Source organism: Streptomyces sp. MMG1533, assembly GCF_001279775.1.
In the GTDB taxonomy this organism is placed as follows: Bacteria; Actinomycetota; Actinomycetes; order Streptomycetales; family Streptomycetaceae; genus Streptomyces.
This window is the reverse complement of sequence record NZ_LGDG01000041.1, coordinates 188,489-205,890: the sequence shown is the minus strand read 5'-3', so window position 1 is coordinate 205,890 and position 17,402 is coordinate 188,489. Positions and strand designations below refer to the sequence as shown.

At 70.4% G+C, this 17,402-nt stretch carries 17 protein-coding genes and 2 tRNA genes; 14 read left to right on the top strand and 5 right to left on the bottom strand.

All coding sequences use genetic code 11. From position 1 onward, the window contains the following. Positions 1 to 21 precede the first annotated feature (21 nt). Positions 22 to 846, top strand: a complete 825-nt coding sequence (locus ADK57_RS08000; RefSeq protein WP_053748656.1) for a GNAT family N-acetyltransferase — start codon at positions 22 to 24, stop codon at positions 844 to 846. Between the two features lie 10 nt (positions 847 to 856). On the opposite strand, the gene ADK57_RS07995 is transcribed toward ADK57_RS08000, so the two are convergent. Then, entirely contained in the window at positions 857 to 1,381 is a 525-nt protein-coding gene (locus ADK57_RS07995; protein ID WP_053748655.1) for a DsbA family protein, read from the bottom strand. Between the two features lie 292 nt (positions 1,382 to 1,673). Here ADK57_RS07995 and ADK57_RS07990 point away from each other — a divergent pair, with 292 nt between their 5' ends. Both ADK57_RS07990 and ADK57_RS50400 read left to right on the top strand, forming a co-directional pair. Continuing rightward, complete coding sequence (locus ADK57_RS07990) at positions 1,674 to 2,123, top strand: hypothetical protein (protein WP_053748654.1); 450 nt, start codon at positions 1,674 to 1,676, stop codon at positions 2,121 to 2,123. A gap of 178 nt (positions 2,124 to 2,301) precedes the next feature. Then, positions 2,302 to 2,454: a hypothetical protein gene (locus tag ADK57_RS50400; protein ID WP_170068264.1), complete on the top strand. Its 153-nt coding sequence runs from the start codon at positions 2,302 to 2,304 to the stop codon at positions 2,452 to 2,454. Positions 2,455 to 2,573: 119 nt separating this feature from the next. Here the strand turns inward: ADK57_RS50400 and ADK57_RS07985 are convergent, their stop codons facing one another. Further along, on the bottom strand, positions 2,574 to 3,134 hold the full coding sequence (locus ADK57_RS07985; RefSeq protein ID WP_053748653.1) for a CGNR zinc finger domain-containing protein: 561 nt from the start codon (positions 3,132 to 3,134) through the stop codon (positions 2,574 to 2,576). Between the two features lie 210 nt (positions 3,135 to 3,344). Beyond that, positions 3,345 to 3,758, bottom strand: coding sequence for an SsgA family sporulation/cell division regulator (locus tag ADK57_RS07980; protein WP_004002642.1), 414 nt, complete (start codon positions 3,756 to 3,758; stop codon positions 3,345 to 3,347). Between the two features lie 191 nt (positions 3,759 to 3,949). On the opposite strand from ADK57_RS07980, the gene ADK57_RS07975 reads away from it, so the two are divergent. From ADK57_RS07975 to ADK57_RS07945, 7 genes are all read left to right on the top strand, one after another. Next, complete coding sequence (locus tag ADK57_RS07975; RefSeq protein ID WP_053748652.1) at positions 3,950 to 4,402, top strand: TIGR02611 family protein; 453 nt, start codon at positions 3,950 to 3,952, stop codon at positions 4,400 to 4,402. Between the two features lie 78 nt (positions 4,403 to 4,480). Beyond that, a tRNA-Val gene (locus tag ADK57_RS07970) sits at positions 4,481 to 4,555 on the top strand. A gap of 393 nt (positions 4,556 to 4,948) precedes the next feature. Continuing rightward, positions 4,949 to 6,235 carry an ABC transporter substrate-binding protein gene (locus ADK57_RS07965; RefSeq protein WP_053748651.1) on the top strand — a complete coding sequence of 429 codons (1,287 nt, stop codon included), beginning with the start codon at positions 4,949 to 4,951 and terminating at the stop codon, positions 6,233 to 6,235. 14 nt (positions 6,236 to 6,249) lie between these two features. Further along, positions 6,250 to 7,206: a carbohydrate ABC transporter permease gene (locus tag ADK57_RS07960; protein ID WP_053748650.1), complete on the top strand. Its 957-nt coding sequence runs from the start codon at positions 6,250 to 6,252 to the stop codon at positions 7,204 to 7,206. Beyond that, positions 7,203 to 8,078, top strand: a complete 876-nt coding sequence (locus tag ADK57_RS07955) for a carbohydrate ABC transporter permease (RefSeq protein ID WP_053748649.1) — start codon at positions 7,203 to 7,205, stop codon at positions 8,076 to 8,078. The genes ADK57_RS07960 and ADK57_RS07955 overlap by 4 nt, the downstream gene beginning before the upstream one ends. Positions 8,079 to 8,088: 10 nt before the next feature. Next, on the top strand, positions 8,089 to 8,688 hold the full coding sequence (locus ADK57_RS07950; protein WP_053748648.1) for a hypothetical protein: 600 nt from the start codon (positions 8,089 to 8,091) through the stop codon (positions 8,686 to 8,688). A gap of 102 nt (positions 8,689 to 8,790) precedes the next feature. Further along, positions 8,791 to 11,526 carry a hypothetical protein gene (locus ADK57_RS07945; RefSeq protein WP_053748647.1) on the top strand — a complete coding sequence of 912 codons (2,736 nt, stop codon included), beginning with the start codon at positions 8,791 to 8,793 and terminating at the stop codon, positions 11,524 to 11,526. A 7-nt stretch (positions 11,527 to 11,533) separates the two neighbouring features. Here ADK57_RS07945 and ADK57_RS07940 read toward each other — a convergent pair whose 3' ends face one another. Further along, positions 11,534 to 13,930, bottom strand: a complete 2,397-nt coding sequence (locus ADK57_RS07940; RefSeq protein WP_078973013.1) for an SCO7613 C-terminal domain-containing membrane protein — start codon at positions 13,928 to 13,930, stop codon at positions 11,534 to 11,536. A gap of 102 nt (positions 13,931 to 14,032) precedes the next feature. Between ADK57_RS07940 and ADK57_RS07935 the strand changes: the two genes are divergently transcribed. Next, positions 14,033 to 14,479, top strand: coding sequence for an SRPBCC family protein (locus ADK57_RS07935; RefSeq protein ID WP_053748645.1), 447 nt, complete (start codon positions 14,033 to 14,035; stop codon positions 14,477 to 14,479). Positions 14,480 to 14,518: 39 nt separating this feature from the next. After that, positions 14,519 to 14,590 (top strand) — tRNA-Val (locus tag ADK57_RS07930). A gap of 47 nt (positions 14,591 to 14,637) precedes the next feature. Here the strand turns inward: ADK57_RS07930 and ADK57_RS07925 are convergent. Next, complete coding sequence (locus ADK57_RS07925) at positions 14,638 to 15,366, bottom strand: 3'-5' exonuclease (RefSeq protein ID WP_053748644.1); 729 nt, start codon at positions 15,364 to 15,366, stop codon at positions 14,638 to 14,640. A 192-nt stretch (positions 15,367 to 15,558) separates the two neighbouring features. On the opposite strand from ADK57_RS07925, the gene ADK57_RS07920 reads away from it, so the two are divergent. After that, on the top strand, positions 15,559 to 16,119 hold the full coding sequence (locus ADK57_RS07920) for a DUF4365 domain-containing protein (protein ID WP_053748643.1): 561 nt from the start codon (positions 15,559 to 15,561) through the stop codon (positions 16,117 to 16,119). Beyond that, complete coding sequence (locus ADK57_RS07915; RefSeq protein WP_053748642.1) at positions 16,116 to 17,342, top strand: hypothetical protein; 1,227 nt, start codon at positions 16,116 to 16,118, stop codon at positions 17,340 to 17,342. Before ADK57_RS07920 ends, ADK57_RS07915 begins: the two co-directional genes overlap by 4 nt. Positions 17,343 to 17,402: the final 60 nt, after the last annotated feature.

The following is a 17,402-nucleotide window of genomic DNA, read 5'->3' as shown; positions in this document are numbered from 1 at the left end:
GCACCGGGTAGAACACCCGTGATGACCACGACCCTGCGGCCGACCGAGCCGCTCCAGCGCACCGCCGACGGAACGCGTTCACGCCGCTACCAGGTGTGCGTGAACAGCCGTCCCGTCGGCGAGATACACCTCGGCACCTCGCCCGCGTTCGGCGACTCGGTGGCCCGCGTCCACAAGATAGGCATCGAGGAGCCCGACCGGCGGCGCGGCCGGGGCACGGTGGCCATGCTCGCCGCCGAGGAGGTGGCACGGGGCTGGGGCTGCGGGCAGATCGAGTTCGGCGTGCCCGCGGACGCGGAGGCGGCGCTGCGGCTCGCCAGGGCGCTCGGCTACGTCCTGAGGAACCGTGGCATGGAGAAGCGGCTCGCCGACACCCCGCCCGAACTGCCCGCCGGCAGCAGGGCGCGCCCCATGACCGAGGCCGAGTTCGAGGCGTGGCAGGTCCATGAGGCGGAGGACTACGCGCGCACGTGGATCGAACGGGGAGTGCCGGAGGCCGAGGCGTACGCCAAGTCGCGGCGCGACCACGAAATGCTCCTGCCGCAGGGCCTCGCCACCGAGAACATGCTGTTCAGCATCCTGGAACACGAGGGCACCCGGGTGGGCGTCCTGTGGCTGGCCCTGCGCGCGGACAAGGCCTACGTCTTCGACGTCGAGGCCGACGAGGCCCACCGCGGCCGGGGCCACGGCCGTACGCTCATGCTGCTGGCGGAGAGGCAGGCGATCGCCGAGGGCCGACGGATCCTCGGCCTCAACGTGTTCGCGGGCAACACCCCGGCCGAGCGGCTCTACGAGTCGCTCGGGTACGAGACGACGCAGTACGCCCTCTACAAGCCGTTGCTGTAGGCCCGCCGACTCAGGCGTCCTGCTCGGTCAACAGCCGGTCCGCGATCTCCTCGATGCGCTCACGCAGCCCTTCCTGGCTCTTGCCGCCGTCGAGGAGCTCGCCGCCGATGACATAGGTGGGGGTGCCGGTCACGCCGATCGCCTTGCCCTCGGCCTGGTCGGCGTCCACGATCAGGATGTGCCGGCCGTCGATCAGCGCCGTGTCGAACTCCTCGGCGTCCAGCCCGAGTTCGCGGGCGACCTCGATCAGGAAGGGTTCTCCCTCACGGTCCAGCTCCTCCACCCGGCCCAGCACCGCCTCGACGAACGGCCACCCCTGCCCCTGTTCCACGGCCTCCTCGGCGGCCTGTGCGGCGGCGAAGGCGTGCTTGTGCTTCTCCAGCGGGAAGTGCCGCAGCCGCAGGTCCAGCCGGTCGCCGTAGCGGGCGCGCAGGGCCCGGAGGTCGTCCAGGGCGCTGCGGCAGTCCGGGCACTGGAGTTCGCACCAGACGTCGAGGACGGGGGCGGCGGAACGCACGGGGGAGGAGTCGCTCATGCCCCCAGTCTCCCAGCCCCGCCCCGGACGACCCAATCGGACCTCGGCCCCGGCAGCGCCGCCACTGCGACGGCGACCCCGGCCCGGCACCCGGTGGACGAACCTCCCGGCACCCGCGGCGGACGAACCTCCCGGCACCTGCGGGAGTAGGACTTCGACCGGCACCTGCGGAGGAGCCGACCCGGAGATGTCCCTGATGTCCGGTCGGAGGATGGCCCGGCGGGGTGCCGAAGGTGCAGGATGGAAGGGACGAAGTGCCCCTGCCCGACCGACCCCTGCCCTGGAGGACCGGATGATTGCCGAGACCGTCTGTTCCGCCGTCGCCGCGGCCGGCCTGGGCATCGCGGCGGTCACGGCGTACCGCAAGCGTTTTCTCTCCGCCGTCCGTATCGCCGCGTATTCGCTCGTCCCCCTCGGCCTGGTCATGACCGGTGTCGTCGAGTGGCTGGCGGACACCGCGTTCAGTCCGACGGCCTGGGCGGGCTTCGTGGTGCTCGGCGCCTCCTGGCTGCTGTTCGCCGGCACGCGTGCGGTGGAGCGCCGCCGAGGAGGCACCCGCAAGGAGCGCAAGGCGGCGGCCAAGGGTGCCGCCCAGCGCGAGGCGGTCGCGCCGGCGGCCTCGGCGCCCTCCCTGGGCCCGGGCACCCGCCCGTCGGCCAAACCCGCGGGCCGGCCCCGCAGCGAGACCGCCACGGACGACTTCAGCGACATCGAGGCCATCCTCAAGAAGCACGGCATATGAGGCCCGCTGCGGGACGGCATATGACTTCCGCATGAGGCACTGAAACGACACAGCGGGTCCCTGCACGCGCGGAAATGATCACGACCCGAACCGGACATCACGGAATTCAGCGAACTCCCGCTCATTACGGGCGTGTTGATCGCGCCACGCGTCCCGACTGCGTCATCATCGCCGCGAGATGCTGGACACGACACAGAGCGACACCGCGCCGCCGCAGGACGAGCCGCGCGGATGCCTCTTCGCCCTTTCCCAGCCACCGCTGATGATCTTCCTTGCGGTGATCGGGTGTCTGCTGCTCATGGCTGCGCTGCACGACCTGCTGTTGCTGTGAGCCATACCCGTGGTCCCCGGCGTCACCCGCCGGGGCCCACGAAGACACCGGTGTCCGGTCCGGATGTCGCCCGGGCCGTCTCGTCCGGGCGATCCCGTCCGAGCCGTTTCGTCCGGGCCTCAGCCCGCCGCCTCCTTGCGCCGCGCCCGGTAGGCGGCCACATGCAGTCGGTTGCCGCAGGTCCGGCTGTCGCAGTAGCGCCGCGAGCGGTTGCGGGAGAGGTCCACGAAGGCACGCAGGCAGTCGGGCGCCTCGCAGCGACGCAGTCGCTCCTGCTCGCCGGCCACCACGAAGAACGCCAGCGCCATCCCGCAGTCGGCGGCCAGGTGATCGGCGACGGAAGCGCCGGGCGCGAAGTAGTGCACGTGCCAGTCGTAGCCGTCGTGGTCCGTGAGCCGCGGTGTGGTGCCGGCGGCGGCGACCAGCTCGTTGATCAGCGAGGCGGCGGCCCGGGCGTCCGGAGCGGCGAAGACCGCGGCGAACCGTCCGCGGATCTTGCGCACCGCCGAGAGGTCGAACTCGGAGAGCACTCCGACATCGCTGATCTCGTGGTTTCGTACGAAATCCGCAAGGGCCGCGACATCCGACAGCGCGTCCTGAGCCGTGTCGTCCTCCGGTGCGGTGTTCACCAGATCCACCACGGTGTCGAGGGCGCACCGGGTGTCGTGGGTGATCAGCACGTTTCGCTCCCTGGCCTGGGGGTCGGGCGGACGCCCGCCGATGCTGGCCGATGGTAATGGGTCGCGCGCACCCGGAGGTCGGCGGCGGGCCAACGCACACCGGCGCCGCCCCCGTGAGGGGACGGCGCCGATGCATGCCCTATGCGGTTGTCTGAGCCCGAGCCGTCTCCCCGAGTGGACGGCGCCGGGCGGCTCTGTGCAGCCTCGCCCCTAGCTTTCCGCCAGGATGTGCGAGAGCTCCTGATCGAGATCGAAGTGCCGATGCTCCGTGCCGGGCGGCACGGCGGCATCAGTGCGCTTCAGGAAGGACTCCAGGGCCCGCGCCGGGGCCTCCAGCAGGGCCTCGCCCTCCGGAGAACTCAGGGCGATGCAGACGACGCCCTGACCGTGACTGCGCGACGGCCAGACACGGACGTCGCCGGTTCCGGTGGGCCGGTGGAGGCCCTCCGCGAGAAGGTCGCGGGCGAACACCCACTCGACGGTTTCCTCGGCTCCGGTGTGGAAGGTGGCGTGCACGGCGTAGGGGTCGGCCGTGTCGTACCGCAGGCCTGCGGGGACAGGCAGGGATGACTCGCTCGACACAACGAGGCGCAGGTGCAGCTCGCAGCTGACCGTGGTGTTCATAAGCGCCAGGGCCTTTCGCTCAGTGTGCGCTCGGGGGTTCGCACGTCGGCGAAATCGACATGCCACCTACGGTGCCGTTGTAAACCCCTCTGAGTGTTTTGCGTGCCTTTACGTAACTCTTCCGGCCGATAGCGCCTTCGTACGGTACGGCCATTCCGGTGACCGGTTTCCGTCCGGTAGGGTTTGGGCGTATGAATACGGGGAGTGACGAGCCGGGCGAGGTTGCCGTGGCGGCGGAAAAGACGCAGACCGACGGGGTGCAGGGCGAGCAGGGGCTCGGCTCCAAGGCGCCCGAATTCGTCAAGGCGCGCCGGATGCTGCACCTGAGCTGGCAGGTCGGTGTCTTCATCATCGGGCTCGCGGTCGTGGGTGCCGGAATCGTCATGCTGCCGCTGCCCGGACCGGGCTGGGTCGTGATCTTCGGCGGCATGGCGATCTGGGCGACCGAGTTCGTCTGGGCCCAGCTGGTGCTCCGCTGGACCAAGCGCAAGGTCACCGAGGCGGCTCAGCGCGCCCTCGACCCAAGGGTCCGGCGGCGCAACATCATCCTGACGTCGATCGGCCTCGTGATCGTGGCCGTCATCGTCGGCATCTACCTGTGGAAGTTCGGCCTCGTGATGCCCTGGAAGATCAAGGATCAGTGAGCCGAGACAGGTGTGTCCAGGCCGGTCGGCGCCGGTCACACGCACCCCCTGACATGGGGTAATGTTCTCTCTGCGTCCGGGCGATTAGCTCAGTGGGAGAGCGCTTCGTTCACACCGAAGAGGTCACTGGTTCGAACCCAGTATCGCCCACCACCCGGATACGTCGGCCCGTCCGCAGACACTGCGGACGGGCCGACGTCGTGAGCCCTCGGCGAGTGGGAACGGCGGTCGCGCGATCGCCCCTCGTGACGTGACCGTCCGCAGCCCCAAGTCCCCACCGCCCAGACCTTTTTCGGCCGCACGCCGATCTGGTGCGGAGGTCTGCTTCCTGTTCGGCCGGCCGACCCCACGCCTCTCACCTGGGGCATCGTCAGGCGCCTCGCGGGGTTCGGTGTCCTTCCGCTGACGGGCTGTCAGGTCGGGTCACAAGAAATTCCTGTCCGAATCATTGACGCACTCCGACGCCCTCCGTAGCTTGTGCCAGCAAGCGCTTACTTGAAACGATTCATGCAGGCGGCAATGACGCTGCGGGGAGGGGGCCCAACCATGGGAACCAGCAGGAATGTTGAGAGGCGTACGATCCTGAAGGTGGCCGGGGCCTCGGCGGCCACGCTCGGGCTGGCCGCGACGACGGGGTGTGGTGGCGACAGCGGTTCCGGAGACGGGAATGTGACGCTCCGTTACGCGTGGTGGGGTGGCGAGCCACGGACCATCGCCATCAAGAAGACGATCGCGCTCTTCGAGAAGAAGTATCCGAAGATCAAGATAAAGCCCGAATTCACCGACTACGAGGCATTCTGGGAGAAGTTCCAGACCCAGGCCTCCGGCGGGAATCCGCCGGACGTTTTCCAGAATGCGGTCGGTTTCCTGCGCAAGTACGACAAGCGCGGTGTTCTGCTGGATCTCAAGACGCAGGCGGACGCCGGGAATCTGAGCCTGGAGAACTTCCGCAACGGCGTTCTGGCGAACGGTCAGGTCGACGGCAAGCAGATCGGCATACCCGTCGGCGCCAACACCATGGCGCTGGTCATCGACCTCAAGGCCTTCGAGAAGGCGGGCGTGGAGGCGAAGTTCGGCTGGACCTGGGACGAGTACTTCGACGCGCTCCAGACGATCCAGGACAAGCTGAAGATCGCCGGTGACACCGGCTACTTCGCCATCATGTACCTCTACGACCTGTACCTGCGGCAGAACGGCAAGGCCTTCTTCACCGACTCCGATCTCGGCTTCACCGAGGACGACGTGACGCAGTGGTGGGCGGACGGCTACAAGCGCGTGAAGTCCGGGCTCGTCGCCGACCCGAAGAAGATCGAGCAGGTCAAGCCGAAGTCCGGTCTGTCGGCGGGGCTCGCCGCGTCCGAGTTCACCTGGGACAACTTCTCCATCCGCTACGAGGGAGAGGGCGAGTCGGACTACGGGCTCGCGCCGATCCCCACCACGGACGGCAAGGACACCGGCCAGTACCTCGGTTCGCTGATGCTCAGCGCCTTCTCCGGGACCAAGCACCCCAAGGAGGCCGCCCAGTTCATCGACTTCATGGTCCACGACCCCGAGGTCGGCAAGATCATGGGCTACGACCGAGGCATCCTCGCCACCACCGAGCAGTACGACGCCTTCAAGCCGACCGACGCCAACAACAAGGGTGTCGCTGCGTACGAGGACGAGGTCTCCGCGGCGGGCGTCCTCGGGAAGATCACCCCGCACCCGTCGGGTGCCGACATCATCGAGGCGGCGTTCCTGCGCATCGGGGGCGAGGTCGCCCAGGGCAAGACCAAGCCGGCCGATGCGGCGAAGGCGTTCTTCGGCGAGGCCAAGGCCGCGTTCGCGGGCTGAGGGGACGTACCACCATGACGCTCGTCAAGGAAGCGCCCGCGCGCCCGGCGAAGAAGCGGTCCGCCGCTCCTGCCGCCGGGCGGCGCGGGCGGCGCCGCGAGAACCTCGCCGGCTATCTCTTCATGTCGCCGTGGATCGCGGGGTTCCTGCTCCTCACGGCGGGGCCGATGATCGCGTCGCTGTACTACGCGTTCACCAGTTACAACCTGTTCACGCCGCCCCAGTGGGTGGGGCTGGACAACTTCACGACGATGTTCCAGGACCCGCGCTGGCAGAAGTCGGTCGAGGTCACACTGAAGTACGTCGTCGTGGCCACACCGCTCAAGCTGCTGCTCGCGCTCGGTGTCGCGCTGCTGCTCGCGCAGAAGCGGCGCGGAGAGGGCCTGTACCGGGCCGCGTTCTACATGCCGTCGCTCATCGGCGCCAGCGTCTCCGTGGGCTTCGTGTGGCGGGCGCTTTTCTCCGACGACGCCGTCGTGGACCGTACGCAGAAGATCTTCGGAGTCGACGTCGGCGGTTGGATCGGCAACCCGGACTACGTCATCTACGCCCTGGTGGCCCTGAGCATCTGGCAGTTCGGTGCACCGATGGTCATCTTCCTGGCCGGACTCAAGCAGGTCCCGCGGGAGCTGTACGAGGCCGCCGAGGTGGACGGGGCCGGTCCCTTCCGGCGGTTCTGGAACATCACGCTGCCGATGATCTCCCCGGTGCTGTTCTTCAACGTGCTGCTGGAGTCCATCCACGCGTTCCAGGTGTTCGGCTCCGCGTACGTCGTCTCCGATACCCGGTGCGGGCCTGCCGACGCCACGCTCGTCTACACCTGCTACCTCTACCAGAAGGGCTTCAAGGAGGCCCAGATGGGCTTCGCCTCCGCGATGGCCTGGACGCTGGTGGTCGCGGTGGCGCTCGTCACGGCGGTCCTGTTCTGGTCGCAGAAGAAGTGGGTGCACTACGAGGAGGCCGCCAAGTGACCAGTGCCACCAGCCCTGCCGTGCGCACCGCGAACGAGCGGCGGCGCATCGGATCGACCGCCTGGCACGTGGGTGCGCTCCTCATCCTCGCGGTCGTGCTGTATCCGGTGATCTGGGTGCTCGGCGCCTCGTTCAAGCCGAGCAAGGACATCATCGCCAGCCTCGACCTGCTGCCCACCAGGCCGGTCTGGGCGAACTTCTCCGGGCTCGCCGACGGTATCTCCGGCATCTCCATCAGCAGCTTCTTCGTGAACTCGCTGATGTACGCGGTCCTCGCCGTGGTCGGTGTCGTGATCTCCAGCTCCCTGACCGCGTACGCCTTCGCGAAGATCCGGTTCGCCGGGCGGAACCTGCTGTTCACGCTGATGATCGGCACGCTGCTGCTGCCGTATCACGTGCTGCTGATCCCGCAGTACGTGATGTTCCGCAAGCTGGAACTCGTCGACACGCTGGTGCCGCTCGTGGCGGGCAAGTTCCTGGCCACGGAGGCGTTCTTCGTCTTCCTGATGGTGCAGTTCATGCGCGGGCTGCCGCGCGAGCTGGACGAGGCCGCCAAGCTCGACGGCTGCGGGCACCTGCGGACCTACTGGTCCATCGTGCTGCCGTTGTGCCGCCCCGCCCTCATCACCAGCGCCATCTTCACCTTCATCAACGCGTGGAACGACTTCATGGGACCGTTGATCTACCTCAACACCCCCTCCAAGTACACCGTTTCGCTCGGCCTGATGATGTTCCGCGACCAGGAGGGCATCGCCAACTACGGCAGCATGATCGCGATGTCGCTGGTGGCACTGGTGCCGGTCATCGCCTTCTTCATGGCCTTCCAGCGCTACCTCATCGACGGTATGGCGACGTCCGGACTGAAGGGCTGAGGCGGTCACCATGGCGCAAGCACCCGTGAAGGCACGCTCCCCGCGCAAGGAGTCCGTGTTCGGCGAGCGCTTCGCGGTCTTCGCCGAGTCTCTGCTCACCGGCGTGTGGATCGCCGTGGCCTGTCTCGGGGTCGTCACCTACCCCGCGGCCTTCGCTGCCGGCGCACGGCACCTGCGGCGTCGTACGACCCACGAGGGCGGTGGCTGGCGGGAGTTCGTCGCTGACTTCCGTACGGCCGTGCGCGGCGGGTGGGCCGTCGGGCTCGCCGGGTGGGCGGCGGCCGCCGCGGTCTGGGTGGACGTCCTGGCCGCGCGGGCCGGGATACCCGGGGGGCCGTTCGTCGGAGCCGTCGGCATCTTCGCGCTGATCGGACTCGCCGTGGCTCTGCTGCGGGCGGCGGCGGTCTGGACGCCGGGCGTCTCCTGGCGGGTGCTGCTCGCGGACGCCGGGCGGCGGACCGTGCTCGATCCCGCCGGGTCCTTCCTGCTCATCTGCGGGCTGGTGATCGTCGCCGGTTCCGCGTGGTTCATCGCGCCGCTGGCGGTCCCCGTCCTCGGCGCCGTCGCGGCGGCGGCCGTCGCCGTGGAGGAGCGGTACCGGCACCGCTGACGGGCGGTGCCCTCGCACAAGGTCGGCGCCCCGGCGTCGCCCTCTCCCTGTCATGCCCCTGACCACCCCTGCACCCGCACGGAAAGGAAAGGCTGGTCTCTCATGTCTCCCATCCCCCGCAGGTCCATCCTCAAGGCAGCCGCCGTAGCCGGAGCCGCCGCGCAGTTCAGCTGGGCCCTAGGAGCCAAGGGCGCGCAGGCTGCGCCGAGAGCCGCCGACGGCGACGCCGATCCGGTGACCCTGGACTGGCTGGAGGACGGCGGCCTGGGCGCCGCCCCGGGCTCCACCCTCGGCGTCCCCTGGCCGAAGGGCACCTACCAGGACGACCAGAGCTTCGCGGTGACCGACGCGGACGGCAAGGCCGTGCCCGTGCAGTCGTGGCCGCTCGCGTACTGGCCCGACGGCTCGCTCAAGTGGACCGCGCACGCGGTGAGTTCGGGCTCCGGCAAGCTCACCCTGACCGCGGGCGACGCCGCCGCCCCCGACAAGTTGGTCACCGTCGACAAGAGCGGCGGCACCATCGACATCTCGACCGGCGTGATCACCGCGAAGATCGGCAAGTCCGGCGCCACGCTGATCAAGTCGGTCACCCGTGGTTCGACCGAGATCGCCAAGAACGGCCGGCTCGTGCTGATCCGCCAGCCCGAGATCGAGGACGAGGACCAGGGCGCGGTCAAGACCGAGCGCTTCGACGGAGCCATCTCCGGCGTCACCGTCGAACAGGACGGCCCGGTCCGCGCGGTCGTCCGCATCGACGGCAAGCACCGCAAGGGCAGCCGGAGTTGGCTGCCGTTCTCCATTCGGTTGTACTTCTACGCGGGCGCCGACTCCTTCCGCATGGTGCACACCATCACCTTCGACGGCACTCAGGAGCCCGGCAAGGCGAGCGGCGACTTCATCCGCGGCCTCGGCGTCCGCTTCACCGTGCCGATGCGCGACCAGGCGTACGACCGTCACATCCGCATCGGCGGCGACGGCACCGGTCTGCTGCGCGAGGCCGTCAAGGGCATCACCGGACTGCGGCGCGACCCGGGCGCGGCCGTACAGGCGGCCCAGTACGCGGGCGAGAAGCTGCCCGACCCGGCCACCTGGGACCAGCGCGTCACCACGCGGCTCCAGTACATCCCCGAGTGGGGCGACTACACCCTCTCCCAGCTCTCGGCCGACGGCTTCACGCTGCGCAAGCGCACCAAGAAGGGGCACGGCTGGATCGGCGCCGGCGGCGGCAGGCGGGCCTCCGGGTTCGGATACGTCGGCGGCGTGAGCGGCGGACTCTCCTTCGGCCTGCGGGACTTCTGGGAGAAGTACCCGGCCCAGCTCGACATCCGCGACGCCCAGACCGACGAGGCCGAGGTCACCCTCTGGCTCTGGTCGCCCGAGGCGCAACCCATGGACCTGCGCTTCTACCACGACGGCATGGGCCAGGACACGTTCGCCGAACAGCTAGAGGGCCTGAACATCACCTACGAGGACTACGAGCCCGAGTTCGGCACCCCCTACGGCATCGCCCGCACCTCCGAACTCCTCTTCTGGGCCAACGAGTCGACGCCGCGCGCCGAAAAACTCGCCGAACAGGTCGAGGCCGTACGGGTGTTGCCGCAGCTGGCCGCCCCGCCCAAGCAGCTCATCAAGGCCGGCGTCTTCGGCCCGGGCCTCTACTCCGAGCCCGACCGCTCCACGCCCGCCAAGGCCAAGATCGAGGACCACCTCGACTTCCTCTTCACCTATTACAAGGACCAGGTGGAGATGCGCCGTTGGTACGGCTTCTGGGACTACGGCGACATCATGCACACGTACGACACGGTCCGGCACCAGTGGCGATACGACATCGGCGGCTACGCCTGGGACAACTCCGAGCTGTCGCCGGACCTCTGGCTGTGGTTCGCGTACCTGCGCTCCGGGCGTGCGGACATCTTCCGGTTCGCCGAGGCGATGACCCGGCACACCGGTGAGGTCGACGTCTACCACCTGGGCAAGTGGGCCGGCCTCGGCACCCGGCACGGTGTGCAGCACTACGCCGACAGTGCCAAGCAGCAGCGCATCGCCAACACGACGTACCGGCGCTACTACTACTTCCTCACCGCCGACGAGCGGGTCGGCGACCTCATGCACGCCAACGTCGACTCCGACGAGACGTTCCTCGTCCTCGACCCGATCCGCAAGATCCGCACCGAGCCCTACACGCCCGACCGGCACGCCCTGTCGGTCGGCTTCGGCACGGACTGGAGCGGTCTGGTGTCCGCCTGGCTCACGGAGTGGGAGCGCAAGGGTCCCAAGTGGGAGAAGGCCAAGGCGCGCGTGCTGTCGACGATGGAGACGATCGCCGCCCAGCCCAACGGGTTCGTGCAGGGGACCGGCCTGTACGACCTGGACACCGGCAAGTTCGCGATCGCCTCGGCGCCCGTGGTCGGGGTCTCGCACCTGTCCGCCGTGTTCGGCCTCAACGAGCTGTGCGCGGAGCTCATCGACCTCGTCGACATGCCGAAGTTCAACGAGGCCTACTTCGACTACTGCCGCTACTTCAACGCCACCAAGGCCGAACAGGCGGCGCGCTACGGCTCCAACTTCGGCACCCTGCTGCTGTTCCAGGGCCACTCGCGCCTCGACGCGTACGCCGCCGTCCAGACCGGGGACGCGACGCTCGCCAAGCGGGCCTGGGACAAGTTCTACAACTCCGACGGCTACAAGGAGTCGGCGCCCTGGAAGACGGAGGAGCTGAGCGGCCCGGCCACACTGGTGCCGGGCAGCGAGGCCACCTGGGTGTCCACGAACGACACCGCCCTCTACGGCCTCGCCGCCATCGAGAACCTGGCGCTGCTGGGCGACAAGATGCCCTAGCCGAAAGCTAGTTCATCTTCCCCAGGACCTCCCGCACCCGCCGGACATCGCGGATCCGCTGCTCGTACGTCGCCCCGAGTGCGAGCAGCAACAGTCCGGCGAGGGCGGGAGGCACCCAGCGGGGGAGCGCGTCGGTGACCTGGACGAGGTAGGGCGCGAGTTCGTGGAGCGCGTCCAGGGTCAGTACCGAGCCGCCGAGCAGGAGCGGGGCCTGGATGTGGTGCCGGGCGCCCAGCAGGGTGACCAGCAGCGCCGCGAGGCCCAGCAGCAGGGGGCGCGACCAGTGTGCGTCGCCCCAGGCCGCGACCAGGCTCGGCACCAGGGTGGCGGCGAGGCCGGGGCCGTACGCCGTCCAGGAGGACGTCTGCGGGTCGCGGCGCCGGTGCAGGGCGCCGACCAGCAGCGCAGGGACGGTGACCGGGAGCGTGTAGGCCTCGGGCGTCTCGACGTCCCAGGCCGCCAGGCGTACCCAGGTGGCCAGTACGAACAGGGCGGCGGCCGCGTAGCCGACGGGGCGGCGGTCCGGGCGGATCGCCGTGCCCGCGGCGACCACTCCGCACAGGGCCAGCACCAGGGCCAGCAGCGGCGGGTCGGTGAGAGCGAGTCCTATGGCGAGCAGCCCGGCCACGGCCCCCGTCACTTCGACCGGCACGGTGGCCGGGGAGCCGCCCAGCCGTGCGGCCGGCAGGGCCGCGGCCACGGGAACGGCCAGGACGAGCAGCGCGGTGTGCGACGGCTGCCAATCCAGGGCGGCGCCGGTCGCGCAGGCGAGTGCCGCGGCGTGGGCGAGCGCGGCCGGGGCTGTGGCCGGGGTGAGGCGCGAGTGCCACGAGGCCGCGGCGAACAGCACGGTCGAGGCGGAGAGCACGGTGAGCGTCGCGGACTGCGAGGCGAGGGAGAGGAACGTGAGGCTGAGGGAGGTGATCAGGGCGAGGACGAGGGCGGTGAGCTGGGTGGGAGTGAACGGACGGGCCGGTGTTCCGCCCGGCACGGCCTCGCCTCGGCGTACGTATACCGCCGCCGCGAGCGCTCCGGCCGTCAAGGTCCCCTGAACCAACAGGCCGGTCGAATAGGAGAGTTCGAGCACCGCCGGGAGCACGAACACCGTCGCCCACGTCAGTCCCCACGCGCCGCACAGCGCCCGAGGCCGCCAGACCCCGTCACGGACCGCCAGGACGAGTACGGCCGCGACGGCCGCCAGGACGACGGGAACCGTCTCCGCGTGCTGCGGCCACGGCGCGTCGAGCGCCACCGCCACGCGGGCGTCCGACGGTGTGCCGGTCCACGCGCGCTCCGCCCAGCCGACCGGCCCGAGCACCGCCAGACCGACGACGGGCAGCGCCCACAGCAAGGCCAGCGCCTGTACGGCACCCGAGGCCCAGGCGAAGCCGTGCCGTACCGCGTCCGGCAGCCGGCCGGCCCTCGGCGCCGCCAACAGGGCGATCCCGCACGCCAGATGGACCGGAACCGTCCACGCCTCCGGCAGCACAGGGCGCGCCACGCCGCCGAACGCGGCGACCGTGAGCAGCCCGGCGGTGACGGCGAGACCCACGGCTCGCTTCTCGCCCTGGCTCCGCCACGCCGCGCCCAGCGCGATCGCCGCAGCAAGGAGGAGGAGCGCCGCCGCACGGGCGGCGGCGCTCGGGCCGGTGGCCGTCAAGGACAGCCAGCCGGCGGCCAGTACGCCCCAGGCGCCCGCGCCGTACGCGCCGACGGTGGCGGCGATCCGTACGGACCCGGCAGTCACCCGGAGCGCCACACCCGTGTCGAACCCGGCCGTCACCAGGAGCGCGGCCGTGACCCCGTAGGGAACGGCGTCGACGGCCAGCGACCAGAGCAGCAGCGGGAGTTGGGCCAAAGCCAGGGCGGCGGGGAGGGGCAGACGCAGGTCGGAAGTGGTCGGGAGCAGGCCGTAGGCGGCCCACAGCACCGCGAGCACGGCCGAAGCGACCGCTGCGTACCCCGTGCCGTCCGCGTCCGCGAGGGCGACCTCGTGCAGCGCGTACGCGTCGAGCACCGTCAGCGCGAGCCCGAGGCCCGCCACCGACTCCGCTGTCGAGCGCAGCCCCCGCTTCAGCAGCACCGCGGGCGCGGCGAGGGCGGCCAGCGTGACCGCGCCGAGCACCACGGCCCGCCCGGCGATGCCCAGATGACCCCAGCTGACCAGTGTGAACACCATCGCGGCGATGGTGAGCAGGACGCCGCCGAGCAGGAGCAGCACGTTCTGGACGCGCGGGGCGGGAGCCTCGGGGCGGGGCGGCGCGACAGGCGCGGGCCGCGCCTGGTGCAGGGCCGCGACCAGCCAGGCGCGGCGGGTCAGCAACTGGGCCCGGCGGGCGTCCAGGTGCCACAGTTCGGCGTCGAGGAGCCGCAACTCCTCGGCCGGGGGCGGGATGTGGGTCATACCGGCGAGTGTGGTCCGCGTCACGTCGTACGGCATGAGTGTGCGTACTCAGGGCGTACTCAAATACGCCTCACCGTGCCTGCGCACGGGCAGACTCCACTCATGGACTGGACCCGGTACCACTTCCGCAGCTTGTGGGCCCTGCCCGCGCCGCCCGCCGCCGTGTTCGAGGCGCTGGAGCGGGCCGAGGACTATCCGCGCTGGTGGCGGCAGGTGCGCGAGGTGAACCGGATCGACGACACGACCGGAGTGATCAGGATCCGCTCCCTCCTGCCGTACGACATGACCATCACCGCCCGTGAGGCGCGGCGCGATCCGGCGGCCGGTGTCCTGGAGATCGCCATGTCCGGCGACCTCGACGGCTGGGCGCGCTGGACGATCACCGTGGACGGCACGGGCAGCCTGGCCCGCTACGAGCAGGTGGTCGAGGTGCACAAGCCGTTGCTGCGGCGGTTCGCCGTACCCGGACGGCCGGTGTTCCGCGCCAACCACTGGCTGATGATGCGGGCCGGGCGGCGCGGTCTCGCCGGCCACTTGGAAGCGGTTTGAAGGAACGGCGCGGGGACCTGTATTGTTCAGTGCGTTCCCGGGCGATTAGCTCAGTGGGAGAGCGCTTCGTTCACACCGAAGAGGTCACTGGTTCGAACCCAGTATCGCCCACCGGGAAAGGCCGGTCCGTCCCAGACGGACCGGCTTTTTTGTCGCCCTTACGCGGCCGCCGCCGGCAGGTCCGGACGCAGCGGCCACGCAGGGTCCACCGCCTCCTCCGTGCCGCTGCGCGCGAACCACGCCTGCAGGCCCCGCGCCTGCGCCGCGTGCCACACCGCCTGCAGGGTGTGCAGTTCGGCGGGGCTCAGCCGCTCCAGCCGGGCCGCGAACCGGCGCCCCACCGCCCGTACGACGTCCAGCGCGGCCAGCGCGTCGGCGCCCGCGTCGTGCGCGCCCTCCAGCGAGACGCCGTAGTGCGCGCACAGGTCGGTGAGGGTGCGGCGGCCCTTGCGGTAGCGGTCCAGGTGTTTGTCCAGGACCCGCGGGTCGAGCACCAGCAGGGGGGAGGGCTCGAACCAGCGGTCCAGGGACGAGGCGCGATGGCGGCGCAACTCCCGGTCCAGGATGGTCAGATCGAACGGTGCGTTCATCACCACCAGCGGCCGGCCCGCCGAGGCCTGTTCGGCCAGCGCCTCGGCTATCTCGTACATCACCGGCGCCGGCCAGCGGCCGTTGAGCTGGAGATGCTCCTCCGTCAGTCCGTGCACCGCCGTCGCCCCGGCGGGCACCGGCACGCCCGGGTTCACCAGCCACCGGGTCACCCGCGGCCGGGTGCCCGGGGCGTCCTGGACGACGACGGCGGCCGACACGATGCGGTCGGTCTCGACGTCGACACCCGTGGTTTCCGTGTCGAAAGCGGCCAGGGGCCCTTCGTACCAGCAAGCCATACCAACACAACCCCTCATTCACCCGCGGCAGCTGACGCCCCGTCGTCTGCCCCGTTTGGTGATACCCGGGCTGTTTGCGCCGTACGCCGGAAGGACACAACAGGAGTACGGGTCTTTGCAGTTCAGCGGCCCGACGCGGGATTCACTCTGCCCAGGTGTGGGCATTTCACTTGGCTTGGAAGGCTGTTGGTCATGGCGATAGCGCAGCCCGAGCGGGGCGGGCTGCTGCCCGAACGCACGAGCCCGCAGCGCGGCTCACTCGCCACCACCGCCTGCATGGAGACACTGCAGGTGGGCTACTTGCACGCGGCCGCCGCCGGCTGCTCGCTGTCGCAGCCCTTTCCGGACAACGGCATCGACTGGCACGTCAGCCACAGCGCACCCGCGCACACCGTCGACGACGAGGTCACCATCAAGGTGCAGCTCAAGTGCACCTACCAGATCCCGCCGAAGCCCCCTGGCCGCACCTTTTCGTTCACACTCGACAACGACCACCTGCGCAAGCTCGCCCGTACCCCGGTCTCGGTCCACAAGATCCTTGTCGTGATGCTGGTGCCGAGATCCCAGGACGACTGGCTGCGCGCCGGCCACGACCGGCTCGACCTCAGGCACTGCTGCTACTGGATCAACCTCGCCGGTCACGCGATCACCGGCCGGACCCGGACCACCGTGCGCATACCGACCTCGCGCATCTTCGACGACCGGGCGCTCTGCGAGATCATGACGCGGGTCGGGACGGGAGGCAGACCATGACGCACCGCCCGCTGGAAGAGCCACTGCGACCCGTACGACCGCACCCCGCCGACGTGGTCTGGAACCGTTCCCCCGACCCCGCCGACGTCGACCCCGCCGTGCTCAGCGCCCTGCTGCACCGCCACGGCTGGCAGCGGCGCGGGGGAGCGGCCGGACGCTACGGCCGCTGGACCCCGCCGGGACCGGGCGCAGGCGGGACCAGCCTGCTCGTCCCCGAGAGCCTGGCCTTCCCCGACAGCGAGGACCTGCTGGGCGAGGCCCTTCTCGCGCTGTCCCGCAGCGGGACGCCCTCCGCGCGCGAGGTGCTGGTCTCCCTCGCCGTGCCCAGCGACGAGATCCGCTGGTGGCGCGACGTCCCTACCGGTCCGGTCGGAGCCGTCCCCTGGACGGTCGAGGAACAGCTGCGCTCGGCCGCCCGTCGGATGCTGCTAGCCGGAGCGCTCGCCACGCGTGCGCGTGCGGGCTATTACGGTGCCCGCTACCGGCGCACCGCCGCCGCATCCCTGGAGCACGTCCTCGTAGGCTCCGCGGCCGGCGGCCGCCGCCTGACCGCCTTCGTGCCCGTCGGCACCGGCCGCCCGCTCGCCGTACGCCTGCACCAGGCCCTGTACGCCGCCCGCGAGGCCGTCGACTACCAGCGGGCCACCGGCGGCATGGACGCCTTCGACGGCGCCGTCGAGGCGGGCGTCAGCCGCGAGTTCACCGAGGCGCTCATCGCCCTGGTGCGCGGTACCGAGGGCGCGCGCGTCGGCGTGGAGTGGGCACCGGCGGCGGGGGTCCCCGAAGGGTGCGCGGCACCCGCCGAGGCCGTCGAGTTCTCGCCCGGCGACCTGCCCGTGCTGCGCGAGGCCGGGGCCCGCTATCTGCGCGCAGAGCCCTCCGTGCCGGTGCGGATCACGGGTGCGGTGGTCCGGATGCGCAGGTCGGGGCCGCGCGGGGAGGGATCGGTACGGATGCGGGTGATCGCCGGCGCCGAGATCCCGCACGTACGACTCACGCTGGACGAGGAGTCGTACCGGATCGCCGGTCACGCGCACCTCGTCGGACTGCCGGTGCGGGTGCACGGGCGGCTGGAGAGCAGAGGCGGCTTCCGGCGGCTGACGGACGCCTCCGGGGTCGAACCGGTGCAGGTGGACGAGGCCGAGCGGGACCGGCTGATGAAGTCGCTGCAGGAGACCGCGGAGATCACGGCCTTCTTCGAGGAGGCCTGCGGCGGGGACTGATTTCGCGGTGGGCGGGCCCGGGTCGGTACGATCCCCTATTGCGCGCGCTCTCGGTATGGC

Bases quoted from the DNA above. Each gene is read 5' to 3' on its own strand.
- ADK57_RS07965 (WP_053748651.1), top strand. From the start codon at position 4,949: ATGGGAACCAGCAGGAATGTTGAGAGGCGTACGATCCTGAAGGTGGCC.
- ADK57_RS07950 (WP_053748648.1), top strand. From the start codon at position 8,089: ATGGCGCAAGCACCCGTGAAGGCACGCTCCCCGCGCAAGGAGTCCGTG.
- ADK57_RS07980 (WP_004002642.1), bottom strand. From the start codon at position 3,758: ATGAACACCACGGTCAGCTGCGAGCTGCACCTGCGCCTCGTTGTGTCG.
- ADK57_RS07945 (WP_053748647.1), top strand. From the start codon at position 8,791: ATGTCTCCCATCCCCCGCAGGTCCATCCTCAAGGCAGCCGCCGTAGCC.
- ADK57_RS50400 (WP_170068264.1), top strand. From the start codon at position 2,302: ATGCTGGACACGACACAGAGCGACACCGCGCCGCCGCAGGACGAGCCG.
- ADK57_RS08000 (WP_053748656.1), top strand. From the start codon at position 22: ATGACCACGACCCTGCGGCCGACCGAGCCGCTCCAGCGCACCGCCGAC.
- ADK57_RS07915 (WP_053748642.1), top strand. From the start codon at position 16,116: ATGACGCACCGCCCGCTGGAAGAGCCACTGCGACCCGTACGACCGCAC.
- ADK57_RS07940 (WP_078973013.1), bottom strand. From the start codon at position 13,930: ATGACCCACATCCCGCCCCCGGCCGAGGAGTTGCGGCTCCTCGACGCC.
- ADK57_RS07960 (WP_053748650.1), top strand. From the start codon at position 6,250: ATGACGCTCGTCAAGGAAGCGCCCGCGCGCCCGGCGAAGAAGCGGTCC.
- ADK57_RS07990 (WP_053748654.1), top strand. From the start codon at position 1,674: ATGATTGCCGAGACCGTCTGTTCCGCCGTCGCCGCGGCCGGCCTGGGC.
- ADK57_RS07925 (WP_053748644.1), bottom strand. From the start codon at position 15,366: ATGGCTTGCTGGTACGAAGGGCCCCTGGCCGCTTTCGACACGGAAACC.
- ADK57_RS07935 (WP_053748645.1), top strand. From the start codon at position 14,033: ATGGACTGGACCCGGTACCACTTCCGCAGCTTGTGGGCCCTGCCCGCG.
- ADK57_RS07975 (WP_053748652.1), top strand. From the start codon at position 3,950: ATGAATACGGGGAGTGACGAGCCGGGCGAGGTTGCCGTGGCGGCGGAA.
- ADK57_RS07920 (WP_053748643.1), top strand. From the start codon at position 15,559: ATGGCGATAGCGCAGCCCGAGCGGGGCGGGCTGCTGCCCGAACGCACG.
- ADK57_RS07995 (WP_053748655.1), bottom strand. From the start codon at position 1,381: ATGAGCGACTCCTCCCCCGTGCGTTCCGCCGCCCCCGTCCTCGACGTC.